We start from the raw sequence: 18,896 nt of genomic DNA on the forward strand, positions 1-18,896 counted from the left end.
CTTCAACCCTTTCCCTGTGGTTTTACCCCGCGCCGAAAGCGAGTGCAATGCGATAGGTCAAGAAGCATGCCACGTATGCCAGGGCGAATAAGTAGCCCGCCATGATCCACACGTATTTCCAGGAGCCGGTTTCGCGCTTGACGGCCGCCAGCGTCGAGATGCACTGCGGCGCGAACACGTACCAGACCAGCAGCGACAGCGCGGTCGCCAGCGACCAGCTGCCGGCGATGAGCGGCTCCAGCGCGCTGGCCACGTCGTCGCCGGTGGCCGAGAGCGCGTACACCGTGCCCAGCGCGCCCACCGCGACTTCGCGCGCGGCCATGCCCGGCACCAGCGCGATGGAGATCTGCCAGTTGAAGCCGATGGGCGCGAAGATGTGCTCCAGCCCGCGGCCGATCATGCCGGCCAGGCTGTACTGGATGGCGGGGCCGGTCGCGCCCTCGGGCGGCGACGGGAAGGTCGACAAAAACCACAGCAGGATCGTGAGCGTGAGGATGATCGTGCCCACGCGCTGAATGAAGATCCACGCCCGCTCGTACAGGCCCAGCGCCAGGTTGCGCAGGTTCGGCCAGCGGTAAGCCGGCAGCTCCATCAGCAGCGGCGAGTGCCTCGTGCTGTCGCGAAAGCGCTTCATCACCCAGGCCACGGCCATCGCCGAGACGATGCCGAACACATACAGCGCGAACAGCACCACGCCCTGCAGGTTGAAGATGCCGCCCACCTCGCGCGCCGGAATGAAGGCCGCGATGAGCAGCGCATACACCGGCAGCCGCGCCGAGCAGGTCATGAGCGGCGCGATCATGATGGTCGTGATGCGGTCGCGCCAGTTGCTGATGGTGCGCGTGGCCATCACGCCCGGAATGGCGCAGGCAAAGCTCGACAGCAGCGGAATGAACGAGCGGCCCGACAGGCCCACGGTGCCCATCAGGCGGTCGAGCAGGAAGGCCGCGCGCGGCAGGTAGCCGGAGTCTTCGAGCGCGAGGATGAACAGGAACAGGATCAGGATCTGCGGCAGGAACACGATCACGCCGCCCACGCCCGCGATCACGCCGTCGACCAGCAGGCTCTGCAGCATGCCCTCGGGCATGTGCGTCTTGATGAGGTTGCCCAGCCCTTCGGTGCCGGCCTTGATGGCGTCCATCGGCACGTTGGCCCAGCTGAACACGGCCTGGAACATCAGGAACATGGTGACGGCCAGCACCAGCATGCCCCACACCGGGTGCATCACGACGCGGTCGATGCGGTCGCTGGTGTCCAGGCTGCCCACGGGCTCCTTCACGGCCAGGCCGAGGATGCGGCGCACCTCGCGCTGCGTGGCGAGCACGTCGTCCAGGCCGGGCGCCTTCCAGGGCTGGGGCGCCGCGGCGGCGACCGGTGCGTCGAGCGCCTCGAGCAAGTTCTTCGCGCCGCCGGTGTGGACACCCACGGTCTCGATCACCGGCACGCCGAGTTCGCGCGAGAGCACGGCGGTGTCGACCGCGATGCCCTGCTTCTTGGCCATGTCGGTCATGTTGAGCGCCACCACCATCGGCAGGCCGAGCTGGCGCGCTTCGAGCACCAGCCGCAGGTTCAGGCGCAGGTTCGTGGCGTCGGTCACGCACACGAGCAGGTCGGGCAGCGCTTCCTGCGCCTGGCCGGTGACGATGTCGCGCGTGACGGCCTCGTCGGCGCTCAGGGCGTTCAGGCTGTAGGCGCCCGGCAGGTCGAGCACGAACACGCGGCGGCCGGTGGGCGTGCGCAGCGTGCCTTCCTTGCGCTCGACGGTCACGCCGGCGTAGTTGGCGACCTTTTGGCGGCTGCCGGTCAGGAGGTTGAAGAGCGCGGTCTTGCCGCAGTTGGGGTTGCCCAGCAGCGCGATGCGCGCGGGCTGCGCGGTGGCGCCGAGACGGCCCGGCCCCTGGATGACGGCTTCAACCATGGTTCGCGGCCCCCGGCGTGACGTGGATCAGCGCGGCCTCGTGGCGGCGCAGCGCGAAGGTGGTGTGGCCCAGGCGCACGGCCAGCGGCTCGCGGCCCGGGGTGCCGGTGGCGACGATGCGCACGGCCTCGCCCGGCACGAAGCCGATTTCGGTCAGGCGCAGCACCAGCTCGCGGTCGTCCGCGCTGTCAGGGCGGGCCACGTCGAGCACGGTGGCCCACTGATGGGACGGAAGCTGGTCGAGGCTCAGCGCGGTGATGGTCGGCGCTGCGCCGAGGTCGTTGTTTCGCACGGTGGAGGTGCGCCCCCCGGAAACCCCGGGACACGCCAGTAAGCAAAAGCCAGATGCTAGCAATTCTCACTCGCGAAAACCTGACCAACCCCAAAAAGTCCCGGGTCAGCCGGAAATGAGCGCGTCCCCCGGGGCCGGACTCAGTTCAGTCCGAGCATCCCGCGCAGCTTGGACAGGTCTTCGGCCAGCGTATTCACCCGGCCAGCCAGCATCTTCCGGTCGCGCTCGGTGAGCTTCGAATAGGTTTCGAAGCCGCCGTCGGCCGTGCGGTACTTGGCCAGCGTGTCGAACACCACCTTGAAGTTGGCGTCGGCCTTCTCGGCGAAGGGCTTGTCCTGCTTCACGACCAGTGGGCGCAGCAGCTCGACGATCTTGTAGGCGCCCTCGAAGTTCGACTGAAAGTCCCACAGGTCGGTGTGGCTGTAGCGGTTTTCCTCGCCGGAGATCTTGGTGGCGGCCACCTCTTCCATCAGCACGGCGGCGCCGCCCACGACCTTCTCGGGCGGGAAGGTCAGCGCGCCCAGGCGCTTTTGCAGCTCGAGCACGTCGGCCAGCAGCTTGTCGGCCACGGGGTTCAGGTCCTTGGTGCTCTTGAGCGTCCACAGGCTGTACTCGATGCGGTGGAAGCCGATGAAGGCCGGGTCTTTCTCGGCCTTCTCGTGGTCGTCCGCGCGCGAGTCGATCGACTGGTCGAGGTCGGTGAACAGCTCGGCCACGGGCTCCACGCGTTCGTAGTTGGTGCGCGTGGGCGCGTAGAGCTTCTTGGCCTTCTCGATGTCGCCGGCCTTCACGGCGGCGGTGAACACGCGCACATCGGCCGCCAGCTTGCGCACGTTCTGCGTCACGTAGATCTTGTAGTCCGAGATCGGACCGACCAGCTCGAGTGGCGACACGGCGGCCTGCGCGCCGACGGCGTAGAGCCCGGCAAAGCCTGCGACGAAAGCGGCGAGGAAGCGGCGGCGGAACTGCACGGTCATGGATCTCCTTGGATGCGGTGCTGTGGTGATGAAAAAGGGAGCGATCAGGCGGCCAGCAGGCTGCGCCCGAGCCAGTCGTCGGCGCCCTGCACGCCCGGCAGCGTGAAGAAGAAGCCGCCGCCGATGGGCTTGATGTATTCCTCGAGCGGCTCGCCATCGAGGCGGGTCTGCACGGCGACAAAGCCCTTCTCAAGGTCGGCCTGGTAGCAGATGAACAGCAGGCCCATCTCGAGCTGACCCGACTTGGTGACGCCGTTCGAGTAGTTGAAGGGCCGGCGCAGCATCAGGTTGGCGTCCGAGGCCTTGGTGCGCGGGTTCGCCAGGCGGATGTGCGCGTCCATCGGCGTCGCCTTGCCTTCGGGGTCCTTCGTGTAGTCGGGCACGTCGTGCTCGGTCTTGCCGCCGTCCAGCGGCGCGCCGCTGGGCTTGAGGCGGCCCATGATGGCCTCCTGCTCCTGCAGCGGCGTGCGGTCCCAGCGCTCGACGAAGTTGCGGATGATCCGCACCGCCTGGTAGCTGCCGCCCACGGCCCAGGCGGGCTCGTCGCCGTTCGGCTGCACCCAGACGTGCTTGTTCATGAGCGTGTCGTCCGCCGAGTCGGGGTTGGCCGAGCCGTCGCGAAAACCCAGGAAGTTGCGTGCGCTCTCCGCGGGCTGTCCCGCCACGGCCGGGATCGGCGGCACGGAGCCTTCCTGCTTCCAGTGCAGCACCAGCAGGTCGGGCGTGTTCTTGATGATGTCGCGCAGCGCGTGGATGTTGGTGTCGGGCGTGTTGGCGCAGAACTGGATCGACAGGTCGCCGTGGCACAGCGCGGCGTCGAGCGCGTCGTTCGGGTGGCGCTGCATCGGCTTCAGGCGCAGCGGCTTCTTCTTGTCGAGGCCGAAGCGCTCGTCGAACAGCGAGGCGCCGACCGACACCGTCACGGTGAGCCCGTCGGGCTGCACAACCGGGCCGAGGATGCCGGAGCCCGCGGGCGGCAGCTTGGGGTCGGGGTCGGTCTGCGGGCCGCCCTGCGTGAGGAAGGCGATGCGCTCGGTGAGCGTGCGCATCAGCCGCTCCAGGTCGGCGCGGTTCTCGGCCAGCACGTAGAACGAGGCGATCATGCCGGCCGTCGGGCGCGGCGTGACGACGCCCGCCTGGTGCTTGCCGCGGAAGGGCACGCGGTCTTGCGTGTGGGTGCTCTGCGGCGCGTCGGTGACCTGCGCACCGGTGTCGGGCGGGCCCGGAATGGCCGCGCCGGCACGCGCGCTGGCGGCGAGCCCGGCAAAGGCCACGCCCGCGGCGCCGAGCATGCGGCGGCGGTGCGGCGAGGCAGGAGCGGTGTCGTTCTTCTTCGTCGGTTCCATGGGGTCGTCGTTCTCTCTCAACTCATTCCAGACCGAGCGCGGCGTTCACCTTGCCCAGTTCCTCGGCCAGCGCACGCACCGGCACGGCCAGCGCCTGGCGCTGCGCGTCGTCCAGCGGCGCGGGCTGGAAGCCTTCGCCGGCGCGGTACGGCGCCAGTGCGGCGTCGAAGGCGGCAAAGCGCTCGTCCACGGCCTTCTGCTGCGCGGGCGCGGCCTTCACCAGCAGCGGCTGCAGCAGGTCGGCGATCTTCTTGGTGCCTTCGTAACTGCCCTGCAGGTTCACCAGCTCGGCATGGCCGTAGTGGTCTTCACCGCCGGCGGGCAGGTTGTCGGCCACGCGGCGCAGCAGCTTCGAGGCGGCGCTCGCGAGCCGCTCGGGCGGCACGCTCAGCTCGCGCAGGCGCGCCTGCAGCATCTCGGTATCGGCCAGCAGCTGGTCGAGGACCGGCGCCAGTGCCTTCGCGTCGCCCTGGCCGTACAGCGCGTACTCGATGCGGTGGAAGCCGCTGAAGCCCGGGTCGGCCTCGCGCTTCTCGAAGTAGTCGGCACGGGCGTTGATGCGCGCGTCGAGGTCGGCGAACAGCTCGGCCATCGGCTCGATGCGCTTGTAGGCCTGGTGGGCCGGCGCGTAGAGCGCGCGCGCCTGCGCCAGGTCGCCGGCCTTGACGGCATCGGCCAGCGCGCGCACCGCGTCGTCGAGCGTGACGGCCTCCAGCCGCAGGAACACCTGGTACTCGGCCAGCGCGCCCACGTAGTTGACGAGCGACGGCCGCGCTTCCTCGGCCAGCGAAGCCGCCGACGGCGTGACGTGCAGCTTGCCGCGCGGGTTGCTCAACAGGCCGCAGGTGATGGCGAAGTCGCCCGGCGAGAGCTTGACCGTCATGGTCTGCGAGAAGCCGGGCGCGATGTTCTCGCGCTCTTCCACCACCATCACGCCGTCGAGAATTTCCCACTCGAGCGCGCGGTTCGACTGGTTGACGATGGTGAAGGTCGTGCGGCCCGCGGGCACGGTGATCTCGTTGGGGTCGCAGGCGTTGCCGCGGATCGTGACGGTGACGGCGTGGTCGACCGCCTTGGGCGGCGCCTTGCGCGCCTGGTTCGAGGCGTACCAGAAGGCCGCGAGGCCGGCGACGACCAGCAGCGCCGAGGCGCCCACGGCGACGCGCATGAGCGTCGATGACGAAGAAGAGGAGGAAGACATCGGGAAAAAAATCAGCCGGCAACGGCCGTGCGCGGCGCCGGCGCGGCGGCCGGGCGCAGGAAGAAGAACAGGGCCACGGCCAGGAAGGCCAGGTAGACGATCACCTCGCCCACCACGGGCGCAGCCTGGTAGCCCAGCAGGCCCGACAGCACGGCGCCCACGGGGCTGTCCATCGGCAGGGTTTCGCTCATGTCGAACACCACGGTCTGCAGCTGGTTCCACACGCCGGCCTCGTGCAGCTTGCGCAGCACGCCGGCCAGCAGCCCGGCCGCGACCAGCAGGATGAACAGGCCCGTGAAGCGGAAGAAGCGGCGCAGGTCGAGCCGCACGCCGCCCGAGTAGATGCCCCAGCCGACCACCACCGACACGGCGATGCCGGCGAGCGCGCCCACGGGCGCTTCCCAGCCGGTGCTCTGCTGGAACACGGCCAGCAGGAAGAAGACCGACTCCAGCCCCTCGCGCGCGACCGCCAGGAACACCATGCCGATCAGCGCCCAGCCCTGCCCGTCGGCATGCTGCGCCAACGCCTTGTCGATCGACGCATGCAGCTCGCCCTTGATGGAGCGGGCCGCCTTGCGCATCCAGAACACCATCGTGGTCAGCATGACCACGGCGATGAGCCCGACCACGCCTTCGAACAGCTCCTGCTGCTTCTGCGGAAACTCCGCCGCCAGCAGTTGCAGGCCGGCGCCGGCGAACAGCGACAGCGCGGTGGCCAGCAGCACGCCGACCCACACCGCGGGCATCAGCACGCCGCGACCGCTTTGTTTCAGGTAACTGGCAACAATGCCGACGATCAGCGCGGCTTCGATGCCTTCGCGCAGCATGATGAGAAAGGGAATGAGCATCTCGGAACAGAAGAACGTTCTTTGAAAATGCCCCGATGTGGTGCATTTTTCAGAGAACGGCCCGAGGATACCCCATCAAATAAGATTTATTCTCAATTAGGGGTATTCGACCTCGCCCCGCTCACAGGGGCAGTTCGACGATGCGTGCGCTGACGGTGTCGCCATCGACGATCAGTTCGGCCACGGCGATAGGCAGCTTGAATCGGCGCGGGCCGGCGCTGCCCGGGTTGACGTAGAGCACGCCGCCGCGCTCCTCGACCTTGGGTTGGTGCGAATGGCCGGAGATCACGACACGCACACCGGCACCGGCGGGGTCGATGTCGATCTGAGAAAGGTCGTGGATCGCGTAGACATGCACGTCGCCGACCTTCAGGAATGCCGTCTCTGGAACGGCCCCGGCCCACGCCTCGCGGTCGTTGTTGCCGCGCACCACCGTCAGCGGCGCGATCGCGGCGAGTGCGTCGAGGATGCCGGCGTCGCCGATGTCCCCGCCGTGCACGATGAAGTCGCTGCCCTGCAAGGCCGCCACGGCCTGCGGGCGCAGCAGGCCGTGGGTGTCGGAGATGAGCCCGACGCGGATCAAGCGATCAGGCCGCCAGCAGCTGCCGCAGCACGAACGGCAGGATGCCACCGTGCTTGTAGTAGTCGACCTCGATCGGCGTGTCGATGCGCAGGCGCACCGTCACCTCCTGGTGGCTGCCGTCGGCGCGGTGCACGACCAGCTTCACGTCCATCTGCGGCTTGAGTTCGCCGCCGATCACGACATCGATCTTTTCCTCGCCCGTGAGGCCCAGCGTCTGCCACGAATCGGCGCCGCGGAACTGCAGCGGCAGCACGCCCATGCCGACCAGGTTGGCGCGGTGGATGCGCTCGAAGCTGCGCGCCACCACGGCCTTGATGCCCAACAGCTGCGTGCCCTTGGCGGCCCAGTCGCGCGACGAGCCCGTGCCGTACTCCTCGCCGCCGAACACGATGGTGGGCGTGCCCGCTGCCATGTACTTCATGGCAGCGTCGTAGATGAACATCTTTTCGCCGCCCGGCTGGAACAGCGTGACGCCGCCCTCTTCCTGCGTGCCGTTGGCGTCCGGCGGAATCATCAGGTTCTTGATGCGCACGTTGGCGAAAGTGCCGCGCACCATCACATCGTGGTTGCCGCGGCGCGAGCCGTAGCTGTTGAAGTCGGCCTTGGGCACGCCGTGCGCCTTGAGCCAGATGCCCGCGGGCGAGCTTTCCTTGATGGAGCCGGCCGGCGAGATGTGGTCGGTGGTGATCGAGTCGCCGAACAGCGCCATGACGCGCGCGCCCTGGATGCCCGCGTCCGACGCGTGCGGCTGCATCTGGAAGCCTTCGAAGAACGGCGGCTCGGCGATGTAGGTCGAGGTGGGCCAGTCGTAGACCTGGCCGGTCGTGCCCTTGATGCTCGTCCAGAACTTGCCCGGATCGCTCTTGACCTTCTCGTAGTTCGCGCGGAACGACTTGGCGTTCATCGCGAAGCGCAGGTTGTCGTCGATCTCCTTCGGCGTGGGCCAGATGTCGCCCAGGTACACGTCCTTGCCGCCCTTGCCCTTGCCCACGGGCTGGGTCATGAGGTCGGTCATCACGTTGCCCGCGATGGCGAAAGCCACCACCAGCGGCGGCGAGGCCAGGAAGTTGGCCTTCAGGTTCGGGTGGATGCGCGCCTCGAAATTGCGGTTGCCCGAGAGCACGGCCGCGCCGATGAGGTCGTTCTTCGTGATGGCTTCGTTGATCTCGGGCGTGAGGTCGCCGGCATTGCCGATGCAGGTGGTGCAGCCGTAGCCCGCGAGGTAGAAGCCCAGCTTCTCCAGGTACGGCAAGAGGCCCGCCTTCTCCAGGTATTCGGTGACGATGCGCGAGCCCGGGGCCAGCGAGGTCTTGATGTGTGGCTGCACCTTCAGGCCCGCTTCCACCGCCTTCTTGGCCAGGATGCCGGCCGCGAGCATCACGCTCGGGTTGGAGGTGTTGGTGCACGAGGTGATGGCCGCAATGAGCACGTCGCCGTTGCCGATGGTGACGTCGCCCTTGGGCGCCGACGGCGCCGTGGCGCTGGTGTGGGCCGCGGCCTTGGTCGAGCGGTTGGCCACCATCTCGATGACCGGGCGCGGCGAGCCGGGCGGCGGCGGAGGCACTTCGGTGTCGCCGCTCTGGCCTTCGCGCGTCAGCGCGTAGCGCTGCTTGAGCTTGTCGGCCGGCTGGTTGAAGCCGTTGGCGTCGTTGGGCTTGCTGTACAGCTCGGCGAACTTGGTCGACAGGTCGCCCAGGTTGATGCGGTCCTGCGGGCGCTTGGGGCCGGCCAGGCTGGGCGAGACGGTGCCCAGGTCGAGCTTGACGACCTTGGTGTAGTCGATGTCGCCCGGCGCGGGCATGCCGAACAGGCCCTGTGCCTTGTAGTAGGCGGCGAAGCGCTCCACTTCCTCCTTGGTGCGGCCGGTGCCTTCGAAGTACGCCACGGTCATCTCGTCGACCGGGAAGAAGCCCATGGTGGCGCCGTACTCGGGCGCCATGTTGCCGATGGTGGCGCGGTCGGGCACGGCGATGGACGCGGCACCGGGGCCGAAGAACTCGACGAACTTGCCCACCACCTTTTCGGCGCGCAGGATCGAGGTGACGTACAGCACCAGGTCGGTGGCCGTGACGCCTTCGCGCAGCTTGCCGGTGAGCTCGAAGCCCACCACGTCGGGCGTGAGCATGTAGACCGGCTGGCCCAGCATGGCGGCCTCGGCCTCGATGCCGCCCACGCCCCAGCCGACCACGCCGATGCCGTTGATCATGGTGGTGTGGCTGTCGGTGCCCACCAGCGAGTCGGGGTAGTACACGGGCGTGTCGCTCTTGTCGGCCGGGCTCTTGTAGACGCCGCGCGCAAAGTACTCGAGGTTGACCTGGTGCACGATGCCGAAGCCCGGCGGCACGACGCCGAAGGTGTCGAAGGCCTGCATGCCCCACTTCATGAACTGGTAGCGCTCGTTGTTGCGCTGGAACTCCAGCTTCATGTTCAGGTCGAGCGCCTTGGGCGTGCCGTAGTAGTCGACCATCACCGAGTGGTCGACCACCAGGTCGACGGGCACCAGCGGCTCGATGGTCTTGGGCGACTTGTTCAGCTTGGCGGCCACGCTGCGCATGGCGGCCAGGTCGGCCAGGAGCGGCACGCCGGTGAAGTCCTGCAGCACCACGCGGGTGACGACAAAGGGAATTTCGTCGGTGCGCTCGGCGTTGGGCGCCCAGTGGGCCAGCTCTTCGACGTGCTTGGCCGACACCTTCTGGCCGTCGCAGTTGCGCAGCACCGACTCGAGCACGATGCGGATCGACACCGGCAGGCGCTCCACCGAGGGGTACTGCTTGGCCAGTTCCTTCAGCGACCAGTACTTGCCGGACTTGCCCGACGCGGTCTTGAAGGTCTTGAGGGTGGACGCAAACGCGTGCGCCGGGGCTTTGGCCATGAGAAGACTCCTGTGTGTTCGTGGAAGCCTCTCAAGGATAGCGAGGTTCAATGTCAGTGGCTGTAGTCGGTCTTCCTTGTCGGGCTCTCCCGGAACTATCGTTCTCATAGCGAAAACGCCCGCCGCACGGGGTGCGGCGGGCGTGGAGCGGACGGTCGTCAGGCGTTCAGGCCATCGCCATCTGGGCACTGGCCCGGGTGCGGCGCAGGCCGGTCCATTGCAGCTCGGCCAGCACGACCACGCACAACGCCTGCGCCAGCACCCAGGCCATGCCGAGCGCGGTGACCGCGAACACGCCGCTCACCAGCAGCGCCACGCAGGCCACGGCCCAGGCGAAGTTGCCGACGACCACGAGGCCGATCAGCGTGCGCGGCGGCGTGCGGCGGCTGGCCATGAAGGCGGCGGCCGCCGCGTAGGCCAGCAGGAACACACCGGTGCCCATGAGCAGCCAGGCCGGCAGACCGGTCAGGGAGGCAAGGACGTCGGTGAACGCCACCTGCAGCGCGCCGGTCGCGGCGCACGAAGCGGCGTCGGCCCACATCACGTTCGACAGGAAGCGGGGGGAAGCGAAAACAGACATGTGAATCTCCTGGGTGGGTACGCTGCAGGCCAGTCCTGCTGCGTTGGGGTCGATGATTCCGCCGGGCGTGGATCGCGTCGATGACCTGGGAGGTCATGGCGCCGCGCCGCCGCCGCGCCAGAATGCGGCTCCATGAACACCCCCCGCACCCATTCGTCCAAGGCCGCCGCCGCTGGCCTTCCCGGCGCGCGCGACCCGTTCGGCGCCCACCTGCGGCACTGGCGCACCCACCGCCGCCTGAGCCAGCTCGACCTGGCGCAGGAGGCCGAGGTGTCGACCCGCCACCTGAGCTACGTGGAAACCGGCCGCGCCGCGCCCAGCCGCGAGATGGTGCTGCGCCTGGCCGAACGGCTGGACGTGCCGCTGCGCGAGCGCAACGCGCTGCTGGTGGCCGCCGGCTTCGCGCCCATGTACCGCCAGCGCTCGCTCGACGACCCGGCCATGGCCTCGGCGCGCCGCGCCATCGACCTGGTGCTGAAGGGCCACGAGCCCTTCCCCGCGCTGGCCGTGGACCGCCACTGGAACCTGGTGGCGCACAACGCGCTGGTGCCGCTGCTCATGGAAGGCTGCTCAGCCGAGCTGCTGAAACCGCCCATCAACGTGCTGCGCCTGAGCCTGCACCCCGAGGGCGTGGCGCCGCGCATCGCGAACCTGGCGCAATGGCGCACGCACCTGCTGGAGCGGCTGCAGCAGCAGATCGCCGCCACCGGCGACACCGTGCTGCAGGCGCTGCACGACGAGCTGGAGGGCTACCCGCCGCCGGCCGTGAGCCACGACGCGCCGCTGCTCGACACCGCGCTGTCGGCGGTGGCCGTGCCGTTCCAAGTGGTCATGCCCAGCGGCGTGCTGAGCTTCATCAGCACCATCACGATCTTCGGCACGCCGGTGGACGTCACGCTGCAGGAACTCGCGGTGGAGTCGTTCTTTCCGGCGGACGAGCAGACGGCGGCGGCGCTGACGGCACTGGCGGCGCAGCAGGCGCGCTGAGGCCGGCGCTGCCGTCCGCGTTGCGCGCCGGCCCTTCGAAGTCGTCGACCTGGATGACCTTGTCGGCCGCCTGCAGGTAGGCCAGCGCCAGCGCGGGGTCGCTGGCCGATTGCGCCGCTTCGTCGAGCGAGCGCGTGCGTCGCAGCACCTTGTTGAGCGCGGCGGTCTCGTCGCCCAGCCGCGCGCCGAGCGCCATCGCCTGCATCAGGTCGCGCAGGCCGCCCGGGCCGGGCTCCGACAGATCGGGCACGAGCCGCGCGACCACGTCCGGGCGCGTGCGCAGCAGTTCGGCCAGCGCCATCAGTTGCACGTCGCGCAGCGGCGCCAGGTGCGCGGTGCGGCGCAGCACCAGTGCACCCAGCAGGCGCCGCCCCGGCGTCGGCAGGTTGGCGTACAAGTCGCGCAGGATCTTGCCGGCTTCGTCCAGCTGCAGCCGGATCGCGGCCTGCGCGAAGGGCAGCAGCTCGGGCGCCGCATCGACGCGGTAGCGCCACACGCAGGCGCTCGCCAGGTACAGGTGGGCCAGCACGTCGCCCAGCCGCGCCGACAGCAGCTCCATGCGCTTGAGCTTGCCGCCGAGCAGCCCCATGGCCAGGTCGGCGGTGAGCGCGTACTTGGCGCTCATGCGCGCGATGAGCCGCGCCTCATGGGCCAGCGCCTCGGGCGGATCGCCGAGCACCGGCGCACCGAAGAGGCTGTGCCACAGGTTGACGGCCACGTGCTTGCCGTGCGCGATGAGTGCCTTGCCCAGCGCCGTTTCGTCTTTCGCCTGCACCGCCGCCATCTCATCGAGCACGTGCGGGTGACAGCGCACCGCGCCCTGCCCGAACACGATGAGCGCGCGCGTGAGGATGTTCGCGCCCTCCACCGTGATCGCGATCGGCGCCTGCCGGTAGGCCACGCCGAGCAGGTTCGACGGGCCGGAGATGATCCCCTTGCCGCCCAGGATGTCCATGCCATGGTTGACCGCGCGGCGCCCGGCCTCGGTGAGCTGCACCTTGAGGATCGCGCTGGCCACGCTGGGCCGCTCGCCCTTGTCGAGCGCGGCCGCCGTGAAGCGCCGCGCGGCATCGGTCGCGTACAGCTGCGCCGACATCTGCGCGACCAGCCCCGCCACCGCGTGGAACTTGCCCACCGGCAGGCCGAACTGCTCGCGGATCTGGCCGTAGGCGTTGCTCACGTACAGCGCCGTCTGCTGCATGGCCGAGCCCAGCGCGGGCAATGAGATGGCGCGCCCCGCGGCCAGGCACTCCATCAGCATGCGCCAGCCCTGCCCCACCTGCGCCTCGCCGCCGATGACCCAGTCCATCGGCACGAACACCTGCCGGCCGTGGATCGGGCCGTTCATGAAGGCGCTGTCCATCGGGCGGTGGCGTCGGCCGATCTCCATGCCTTCATGCGGCACGGGAATCAGCGCGCAGGTGATGCCCAGCTCGCGCTGGCCTTCGGGCCGGCTTTCGTCGATGGCATGGAACGCGAGGCCGACCACGGTGGCGACCGGCGCGAGCGTGATGTAGCGCTTGTCGAAATCGACCAGGAAGCCGCGCGTGCGCCGGCCCTGGAACTCGCGCTCGACCAGCACGCCGCGGTCAGGAATCGCGGCGGCGTCGGAGCCCGCATAGGGCGAGGTCAGGCCGAAGCACGGCAGCTCGCGGCCGTCGGCCAGGCGCGGCAGGTAGTGGTCTTTCTGCGCGTCGGTGCCGTAGCGCAGCAGCAGCTCGGCCGGCCCGAGCGAATTGGGCACCATCACCGTGACGGCCGTTGCCACGTTGACGCTCGCGATGCGCGCCACCACTGTCGCGTGCGCGTAGTGGCCGAAGCCCAGGCCGCCGAAGGCCTCGGGAATGATCATTCCGAAGAAGCGCTTCTCGCGCAGGAAGCGCCACACCTCGGGCGGCAGGTCGTGCGCCTGGTCGATGGCGTGGTCGTCGAGCATGCAGCACAGCGCGGGCACCTCGTTCGCCAGGAAGGCTTCTTCGCGCGCGCTGAGCTGGTTGGGGCCGGCGGCCGTCAGGGCATCGAAATCGGGGCGCCCGGCAAAGAGCTGGCCTTCGAACCCGACCGTGCCGGCCTCGAGCGCGGCACGCTCGGTGTCGCCCAGCGGCGGCAGGGCCTTGGAGAAAGGCTGCATCGCCCATCGGCCGATCAGGGTCGCCAGTGGCATGGGGTCTCCTTGCGCCGCACCGGAGCGCGCGGCATGCGTCCATTCTTGGACGGCACCGGCCCGCACCGGGCCGGTCAAGGGCGTTCACGCGTGTCGGAGACGGGCTCGCGCGCCCCGCAGGCTCAGCGGCGCTTGGGCGCCTGCCCCGCCGGCGCGGCGGCCGGCACGGGCGCATTCGGATCGCGCCAGCCGTACTCGACGTAGCGGCGGATCACGAGGCAGCCCGGCGGCGAGTCGATCAGAGAGACCGACGAGGTGGGTTCCTTGTCGTCGGTGTAGACCGTGTAGATCGGCAGCAGCGGCGTGCGCTTGTAGTTCTTCAGTTCCTGCTCGGCCACGCTGGCGCAGGTGAAGGGTGCCACCGAGATGCGCTCGGCCGCCACGGTGCAGGCGCCGCTGTCGTCGGGAATGGCGGTGATCGACGCGGCCACGCCCGCGTTCGGGTACTGGATGCCGACCAGTGAGAACACCGGGCCGGCATCGGGGCGCTTGCGGTCCCAGTCGAGCAGCACGTCGTGCGCGCGGCTGCCCTGCACGGTGAGCGTGGCCAGCCGCGTGATCGCGGGCAGGCAGCGCTGCACGCCCACGCTGGCGGCGGCGCGCGTGAGCGTGTCCTGCGGCGCCGCGGGCGGGGCCAGCACGCCTTGCGCGAGCGCGCTGCCGGCCATCGCGAGCATGCAGGCTGCAACGGTGGATCGGGCAAGGACGGTCATCGGTGTCGCCTTCACGCGTAGAGGCTCTCGATGGCCGCCGAATAGAGGCGCACGTTCTCTTCGCCTTCCGGGTCGAGCTTCGCGATGAGTGCGCGGGCGCGCTCGCGGTAGGCCGGCAGGTTGGCGTCGTGCTCGGCGAATGCGCGCCGCAGCGCCTGCCCGCCCTCCTCGCAGTCGAAGCCGTGGTAGCGGTAGCCGCAGTCGCCGATCAGGTGCGAGTTGTGGATGAGCGGCCAGCCGCCGTACAGCGCCTCGTAATAGAGGTAGTTCTGCGCGTTCTCCCAGTGGTGCGCAAAGACCGCGTCGATCGCGCCCGGCAGCACCTGGTACAGCGGAAAGCGCCCCTCGAAGGTCGCCAGGCCGTGCCGCACCAGATCGAGGCTCTGAGCGAAAGCGACGAAGTTCGGCTTGTCCTTCAGGTGGAAGCTGTTGTAGACCCACATCTTCTCGATGAGGCGCGGCTGCGCGCGGTGCGCCGACTCGCAGCCCAGCATGGGGATGAAGCTGGTCTTCACCATGCAGATGTTGGGCTCGAAGATGGCCACGCGCCACTGCTTGCGCCCCGGTTCGTAGGCGAAGCGCTTGCCCTCGGCGCCGCGCGCCATCGCCTTCTCGACCACCATCGGGCTCCACAGGTGCGGCATGAGCTTGGTGGGTGCGCGGAAGGTGCTCGCGAAGTACGGCTTGCAGGACGTTTCGTACTCGGGCAGCGTCCACACCTCGTCGTACGGTGCGCCGCTGACCAGCATGCCGTGCGGCTTGTTGAAGGTCATGCGCTCGATGTCGATCACGTAGTCGTTGCCCACGCGCATCGAGACGATTTTTCCGCCGCGCTCGCGGAACGCCACCGACCAGTCGCGCCCGAGCTGCGCGCTCATCTCGATCATGAGGTCGAGCTCCTGCGCGGCGGTGGCCATGTCGATGATCGGCACCGGCGAGTCGGCCAGGAAATTGGTGGCGTCGGCCGGGCCGCCGTCGCCGCCGCCGGCCACCAGCACCGTGCGCTCGACGCAGGGCGAACGCAGCAGCAGCATCACGAGGAACAGGCAGTTCTGGTAGACGCCGTTCTCCCACAGGCTCTGCTCGCCCTTGCGGATGAAGATGGAGACGCCGACTTTCAGCTTGGTGGGTGAAACGGCCGCGCGCGGGCCTGCGGTGGGGTTCTGCACGTTGCTCATGCGGCCACCTTCGCGTTGCCGGCACGGAACGCCGGATCGCCGCCGACCAGGTTCAGCAGCCGCTGCGCGTAGCCGTCGATGTTGGCGGGGTGCATCGGATCGATCGCGTCGAACACGCGCTGGCTGCGCGCGCGGTAGTCATCGAGTTGCGCGTCGTGGCCGCGCACGGCTGCAGCCAGCTGCTCGGCGCCGACGGCGATGTCGAAGTCGGGGTAGTAGTAGCCGGCATCGCGCAGCCAGGGCGAGTTGTGCACCAGCGGATAGTTGCCGTACAGCGCGTCGAGGTAGCTGTAGTTCTGGTCGTTCTGCCACTGGTGCGACACCACCGCGTCGGCGTGTTGCACCATGAAGCCCGCGAAGTCGTGCCGTCCGTGAAAGGTGGCCTTGTGCTGGCGCACGATGTCCAGCGAGTTGGCCAGGTAGAGCATCGTCGGATGGTCTTTCAGGTGCAGCGTGTTGAGCACGTGCATCGCGGCGACGTGCTCCGGGTTGGCGCGGTAGGCCTCGTCGCTGATCAGCATCGGGATGCTGCACGACTTCACCACCGAGATGTTGGGCTCGAAGATCGCCACCCGGAAACCCGGCTGCTGCGCCGTGCGCGGCTGGTAACCGAAGCGAAAGCCCTGCGCCTGCACCTCGTCCACGCGCTGCGCCAGGAACTGCGGCGACCACAGGTACGGCACCTCGTGCACCGGGCAGCGGTGCAGCGTGCGCATCATCGGCGCAAAGGCCGCGTCCTTGGGCAGCAGCCAGATCTCGTCGCAGCGGTCGGTGGCGCCGAAGTGCCCCTTGTCGGCAAAGACGATCGGCTCGGCCAGCGCCACGAAAGGCTGCCCCACGCCGTGGAAGGCCACGCGCCCGCCGCAGGCGCGGAAGTACGACAGCCACTGCACGTCGAGCGCGCCGGCCATTTCGATGACCACGTCGAGCGCGTCGGTCAGCTCGCGGGCGCGGCCCAGCGTGAGCCCCATCGCCGACAGGTCGACCTGCGGCGGCATCGCCTGCTGGTCGCCCGCGTCGATGAGCGTGACGGACTCGACGAATTCGATGCGTTGCAGCAGCCGGGCCAGGAACAGGACGTTCTGTCCCATTCCGTTTTCCCAGATGTTCTGCCCCGCGTGGGAGAGGACTGAAATACCGATGCGCATGGCCGAAGTGTGTACCAAAAAAACAATGGCTCCCGCGCGCAGGGCGCGGGAGCCACCGGACCGGGGGCGTCGGCCTAACGGCCTTTTACTTCCACTTCCAGCCGATGCCCGCGTTGACGCCCCACTCCTTGCCGGTGGAGCTCAGGCCCGCGCCCCAGGAGATCTTGCCGTCGTCCGACAGGGCCTTGAAGGTCAGCGCCACGGCGCTGTAGCCCTTGTACGAACCCATGCCGATGCCGATCGTCTTCTCGCCCGGGTACAGCGTGGGCAGGTAGGTGCCCGACATCGCGAAGGCCATCGCCGAGCCCGAGTAGGCGATGCGCGCCACGTCGCCCACCTGCTTCTGCACCTGCTGCAGCTGGCCCAGGTTGACCGCGTCGCCCGGCAGCACGCCCGGCGCCACGTTGCTGATGCGCGTGGGACCCGAAGTCTCGGTGCCCAGCGTGATCTGGTTGTAGTTCACCGACCCGTCGGGGTTGGTGGCGTACTGCACGCTGCTGGCCTTCGCAGCCGCCGAGACCGCCTTCAGCTGCGCCACGTTGGTCGCGTCGCTGTCGGCCGAGCCGGCTGCCACGCCCGTGATCTGGCGGAACTGGTTGTTGGCCGCATCGCCCACCGACACCGCCGCCTGCGTGCTGGTCGTGGCCTTGATGGCCGCTTCCTGCTGCGCATTCGCGCTGCCCGGCACGTAGCCAGCCACGCCCGCCGCCCGCGAGGCCACCGAGTTCGCACCCAGTGCCACGCCGCCGGTCTGCTGGACCACCGCGCCGAAGCCGATGGCCGTGCCCTGCGCGATGTTCTGCGCCTTGCTCAGCGGCGTGCCGCCGGCGTCCGCACCGTCACCCAGGGCCACGCCGCCGCCGCCGGCACGGGAGTTCGCGCCGATCGCCTGCGAGCCCGTGGCCAGCGCCCCGGTACCGATGGCGATCGCGTTGGTGCCCGTGGCCTGCGCCCCGAAGCCCACCGCCACCGCGCCGTCGGCCGTGGCCCGCGCGCCGTTGCCGGCCGCGAAGGAGTTGGCGCCGCTGGCTTCGGAACGCGGCCCGATCGCCACTGCTTCCTTGCCGCTGGCCACGGAGTCGGCGCCGGTCGACTGGGCGTGGAAGTATTTCGTGCCCTTGTCGTTGATCGTGTTGACCGTCGTGCTCAGGCTGCTGATGCTGCTCGTGGCCGTGCTCAGGCCGGTCGACGTCGAGGTCGACAGGCTGGAGAGGCCGCTGGCTGCGCCGCCCACGCTGGTGGACAGGCTGTCCAGGTTGCTGTTGGTGGTGCTCAGGCCGGTCGACAGGCTGTTGACGGTGCTGTTGGTCGTGCTCAACCCGGTGGACAGGCTGCTCACGTTGCTGTTCGTCGTGCTCAGGCCGGTCGACAGGCTGCCGACGGCGCTGTTGGTCGTGCTCAGGCCGGTCGAAAGACTGTCGACGCTGCTGCCCACCGTGCTCAGCCCGGTCGACAGGCTGTCGATGCGGCTGGCCGAGGTGCTCAGGCCGGTGGACACCGAGCTCGACAGGCTGTTCACGCTGCTCGTGACCGTGCTCAGGCCGGACGACGTGGAGGTCGAGAGGCTGTTCAGGTTGCTGTTCGTCGTGCTCAGGCCCGACGAGAGGCTGCCGACATTGCTGTTGGTCGTGCTCAGGCCGGTGGACAGGCTGCCGATGCTGCTGTTGGCGGTGCTCAGGCCGGTCGACAGGCTGCCGATGCCACTGTTGGCGGTGCTCAGGCCGGTCGACAGGCTGCCGATGCTGCTGTTGGCGGTGCTCAGGCCGGTCGAGGTCGAGGACGACAGGCTGCCCAGGTTGCTGTTCGTCGTGCTCAGGCCCGTCGACAGGCTGAAGATGCCGCTGTAGGCGGTGCTCAAGCCGGACGAGAACGAGGTGGACAGGCTGCTGACGTTGCTGTTGGTCGTGCTCAGGCCGGTCGACAGGCTGTCGATGCTGCTCGTGGCCGTGCTCAGGCCCGACGAGGTCGAGGTCGAGAGACTGTCGACGTTGCTGTTCGTCGTGCTGAGGCCGGTCGAGAGGCTGTCGATGTTGCTCGTGGCGGTGCTCAGGCCCGAGGACGTGGAGGTCGAGAGGCTGCTGACGTTGCT

15 protein-coding genes are annotated in these 18,896 nt (G+C 69.0%); 1 reads left to right on the forward strand and 14 read right to left on the reverse strand.

The genetic code is table 11. From position 1 onward, the window contains the following. Positions 1–22: 22 nt before the first annotated feature. The 9 genes from feoB to AC1RAD_RS20895 form a co-directional block, all read right to left on the reverse strand. Entirely contained in the window at positions 23–1,918 is a 1,896-nt protein-coding gene (feoB, locus tag AC1RAD_RS20855; RefSeq protein WP_492736939.1) for a ferrous iron transporter B, read from the reverse strand. Further along, positions 1,911–2,210, reverse strand: a complete 300-nt coding sequence (locus AC1RAD_RS20860; protein WP_307586733.1) for a FeoA family protein — start codon at positions 2,208–2,210, stop codon at positions 1,911–1,913. The genes feoB and AC1RAD_RS20860 overlap by 8 nt, the downstream gene beginning before the upstream one ends. A 140-nt stretch (positions 2,211–2,350) precedes the next feature. Beyond that, positions 2,351–3,187, reverse strand: coding sequence for an iron uptake system protein EfeO (gene efeO, locus AC1RAD_RS20865; RefSeq protein WP_492736941.1), 837 nt, complete (start codon positions 3,185–3,187; stop codon positions 2,351–2,353). Between the two features lie 44 nt (positions 3,188–3,231). Further along, positions 3,232–4,533 carry an iron uptake transporter deferrochelatase/peroxidase subunit gene (efeB, locus tag AC1RAD_RS20870; protein ID WP_159275669.1) on the reverse strand — a complete coding sequence of 434 codons (1,302 nt, stop codon included), beginning with the start codon at positions 4,531–4,533 and terminating at the stop codon, positions 3,232–3,234. Positions 4,534–4,555: 22 nt separating this feature from the next. Next, complete coding sequence (efeO, locus tag AC1RAD_RS20875) at positions 4,556–5,734, reverse strand: iron uptake system protein EfeO (RefSeq protein ID WP_492736943.1); 1,179 nt, start codon at positions 5,732–5,734, stop codon at positions 4,556–4,558. An 11-nt stretch (positions 5,735–5,745) separates the two neighbouring features. Then, positions 5,746–6,582, reverse strand: coding sequence for an iron uptake transporter permease EfeU (efeU, locus tag AC1RAD_RS20880; RefSeq protein WP_307694778.1), 837 nt, complete (start codon positions 6,580–6,582; stop codon positions 5,746–5,748). 121 nt (positions 6,583–6,703) lie between these two features. Further along, a complete protein-coding gene (locus AC1RAD_RS20885) occupies positions 6,704–7,165 on the reverse strand; it encodes a metallophosphoesterase family protein (RefSeq protein WP_095746437.1) in 462 nt (153 codons plus the stop codon). A gap of 4 nt (positions 7,166–7,169) precedes the next feature. After that, complete coding sequence (locus tag AC1RAD_RS20890; RefSeq protein ID WP_159275666.1) at positions 7,170–10,037, reverse strand: aconitate hydratase; 2,868 nt, start codon at positions 10,035–10,037, stop codon at positions 7,170–7,172. 166 nt (positions 10,038–10,203) lie between these two features. Next, on the reverse strand, positions 10,204–10,617 hold the full coding sequence (locus AC1RAD_RS20895; protein WP_492736946.1) for a hypothetical protein: 414 nt from the start codon (positions 10,615–10,617) through the stop codon (positions 10,204–10,206). 132 nt (positions 10,618–10,749) lie between these two features. Between AC1RAD_RS20895 and AC1RAD_RS20900 the strand changes: the two genes are divergently transcribed. Continuing rightward, a complete protein-coding gene (locus AC1RAD_RS20900; RefSeq protein ID WP_062477152.1) occupies positions 10,750–11,604 on the forward strand; it encodes a helix-turn-helix domain-containing protein in 855 nt (284 codons plus the stop codon). Here the strand turns inward: AC1RAD_RS20900 and AC1RAD_RS20905 are convergent. The 5 genes from AC1RAD_RS20905 to AC1RAD_RS20925 all read right to left on the reverse strand — a co-directional run. After that, positions 11,510–13,768, reverse strand: a complete 2,259-nt coding sequence (locus tag AC1RAD_RS20905; RefSeq protein ID WP_492736948.1) for an acyl-CoA dehydrogenase — start codon at positions 13,766–13,768, stop codon at positions 11,510–11,512. The two genes, AC1RAD_RS20900 and AC1RAD_RS20905, sit on opposite strands and share 95 nt — an antisense overlap. Positions 13,769–13,890: 122 nt before the next feature. Further along, positions 13,891–14,481, reverse strand: coding sequence for a hypothetical protein (locus AC1RAD_RS20910; protein ID WP_492736950.1), 591 nt, complete (start codon positions 14,479–14,481; stop codon positions 13,891–13,893). A gap of 11 nt (positions 14,482–14,492) precedes the next feature. Beyond that, entirely contained in the window at positions 14,493–15,659 is a 1,167-nt protein-coding gene (locus AC1RAD_RS20915; RefSeq protein WP_492736952.1) for a DUF2827 domain-containing protein, read from the reverse strand. Continuing rightward, positions 15,656–16,807, reverse strand: a complete 1,152-nt coding sequence (locus AC1RAD_RS20920) for a DUF2827 domain-containing protein (RefSeq protein ID WP_492736954.1) — start codon at positions 16,805–16,807, stop codon at positions 15,656–15,658. Before AC1RAD_RS20920 ends, AC1RAD_RS20915 begins: the two co-directional genes overlap by 4 nt. Positions 16,808–16,892: 85 nt before the next feature. Continuing rightward, positions 16,893–18,896, reverse strand: a 2,004-nt coding sequence (locus tag AC1RAD_RS20925) for a YadA family autotransporter adhesin (RefSeq protein WP_492736956.1), incomplete at its 5' end; no start/stop codon positions are given.

Source organism: Variovorax sp. GW823-FHT04B03 (genome assembly GCF_058796495.1).